This is a genomic window from Salinivibrio sp. MA440 (genome assembly GCF_001996265.1).
Taxonomy (GTDB): Bacteria; Pseudomonadota; Gammaproteobacteria; order Enterobacterales; family Vibrionaceae; genus Salinivibrio; species Salinivibrio costicola.
In genome coordinates this window covers 1-1,327 of the sequence record NZ_MUFI01000098.1, presented here as the reverse complement: position 1 = coordinate 1,327, position 1,327 = coordinate 1, and the positions used below count along the sequence as shown (strand labels likewise).

1 protein-coding gene and 2 pseudogenes are annotated in these 1,327 nt (G+C 41.5%); 2 read left to right on the top strand and 1 reads right to left on the bottom strand.

The annotated features are described in order from the left end of the window. Nucleotides 1-342 precede the first annotated feature (342 nt). The gene (locus BZG80_RS15670) at nucleotides 343-675 is read left to right on the top strand and encodes a hypothetical protein (protein WP_077679769.1); all 333 of its coding nucleotides are present in this window, start codon (nucleotides 343-345) and stop codon (nucleotides 673-675) included. Between the two features lie 10 nt (nucleotides 676-685). On the opposite strand, the pseudogene BZG80_RS15665 reads toward BZG80_RS15670, so the two are convergent. Next, nucleotides 686-1,032, bottom strand: a pseudogene (locus tag BZG80_RS15665) (IS110 family transposase); the annotation flags it as partial. A gap of 33 nt (nucleotides 1,033-1,065) precedes the next feature. Between BZG80_RS15665 and BZG80_RS16045 the strand changes: the two are divergent. After that, nucleotides 1,066-1,327 (top strand): annotated as a pseudogene (locus BZG80_RS16045) (hypothetical protein); the annotation flags it as partial.

Genomic DNA, 1,327 nt, shown 5'->3' with positions numbered 1-1,327 from the left:
ATTATCAAGGTGCTGTTGATAAAGGGCATCGAAGTGCCGTTGTTGTAGAGGGGTCATGGTGTTTCTCCTGTTTACTGCTGATTGGCAGAGTAGGAAGAAACATAGGCGGTAAGGCGACATTCTGCCGCATAGCGGCTTCGTTCAACAAGGCGCTTAAGTCACTCATGGACTTGATCCGTTTTACGGTTCCAAAATTGCCGCGAAGTTTCACGTTAGGTTACCTAATGTGTGACTAAGCTTGAACTGCCTCACAAATTTTATATATCTTTCTTAGATCATTACTTTTTACATTGTGATATTCTGGTTTCAGTAATTCAATGTCCATAAGATAAGGAAATTTAAATGAAAAAATTGATTCTCACGACAATCTTAGGTTTTAGTCTCGTAGGTTGTGGTGGTAATGCTGATGGTACTTATGTCGCAATGACTAAAGGTGGCTTCCTAAAACCTTCATTACCAGTCGTACTAACAATCAAAGGTGATAAGGCAGAGATGAATGTCGCTGACATGAAAAAACTCTCTATGAGTGCTGAATTTAGCGGAAATATATTGTCTTTGCACAATGGTAACCCAAAAGATAGCCTGAAACTTCATGTTATGAATGATGGTCACACACTTCAGTGCARTATATGTGAACAGGTAGGCCTGCCTAAAATATGGGAAAAACAATCATAACCTAACAAACGAGAATCGCTTGGCGTTCGAGTGACTTAACAGGAATGAACCGGTTGTTTGGGCGCTGGATAGCGTCACAAATGGCAACGGCATCGTTCAGGTTATGCGATAAGGACCGACATACTTTGCGCCCATGATGCGGGTATCGTGGCCGAGCTTGTTGAATTCTCTGGCCCAATAATGTGCCCCACCACAGGCCTCAATACTTATGCACATCGTAGGCATATTTACTAATGTAGCCAGTAGTTTAGCGCGTGAAACGGATTTATGGAGAATGACTTTTCCATGGTCATCCACCGCGTGAAGAGAAAAGTGGTGCTTGGCGAGATCAACGCCACAAAAGAATTGAGTAGACATGGTTACCTCCGGTATTACAGGCTGCACCTAAGTGTGGCAGATCTTCAAGAGGGGGAATCCATGTCATTCGTTATACCGTTTTTAGGCTCAGGAGGGCATTTGGATATTTTTAATAATCGAGAGTTAGCTACAGCTACTCTGATCATTGTTGTCTTCATTTGGGCTTCCATAAAAAGTAAGGAAGTTCTACCGGCTATAGAGTTAGTCCTAAAATCTTTTTGCCAAAAAGCCATACTGATAACCATAGGCACTCTGCTTTTATATATTTTAATTGTCGTATATAATTGTCGTATAT